Below are 477 nucleotides of genomic sequence, written 5' to 3'. Positions count from 1 at the left end.
CCATGTTCGGCCAGCCATTCGTAATAGAGCGGCGATTGCATTCCCGCCGCGTAGCCGGCGAGCGCTTCCAGCTGACGGGTTTCGCAGGGGACGAGGTATGCCCCGCCGGCCAGCGGATCGGCTGGCGCGGCGGCGCGCGGTTCCTCGGTGACGTTCAGGCCCGGCCACAGGGCTTCGATGGCGCGTTTGTGCCAACCGCCACAAACCAGAAGGATCGCTTGCCCAGGAAAGCGGGCAACGGCCCAGGCCAGCCAACTGGCCATACAACGCTCGCGGGCGGCATCCTGCGGGCTGCCGTTGGCCGCCGGATCGCCGCGCAGTTCGTGGAAATAGACGCTCAGGCGGGCCTCCAGGTCGTCCAGAGCGAAGGGCGTGCCCAGCGGATTCGCTTCGAACAGGTGGTCCCACAAGGCATGATCGCCGTCGCATCGGGTGCAGTGCCGTCGCGTCCTCCTGCTCAACTATTTTGGCGAGGCC

Annotated in this window: 1 protein-coding gene; it reads right to left on the bottom strand. The window is 67.3% G+C overall.

All coding sequences use genetic code 11. The annotated features are described in order from the left end of the window. On the bottom strand, positions 1 to 410 hold a 410-nt coding region (locus tag CAPSK01_RS01815), incomplete at its 3' end, for a DUF5682 family protein (RefSeq protein WP_034921491.1). Positions 411 to 477 lie beyond the last annotated feature (67 nt).

Origin of the sequence: Candidatus Accumulibacter vicinus (assembly GCF_000584955.1) — a bacterium.
Taxonomy (GTDB): domain Bacteria; phylum Pseudomonadota; class Gammaproteobacteria; order Burkholderiales; family Rhodocyclaceae; genus Accumulibacter; species Accumulibacter vicinus.
The sequence above is the reverse complement of the archived record's forward strand: the minus strand, read 5'-3'. Positions and strand labels throughout refer to the sequence as shown.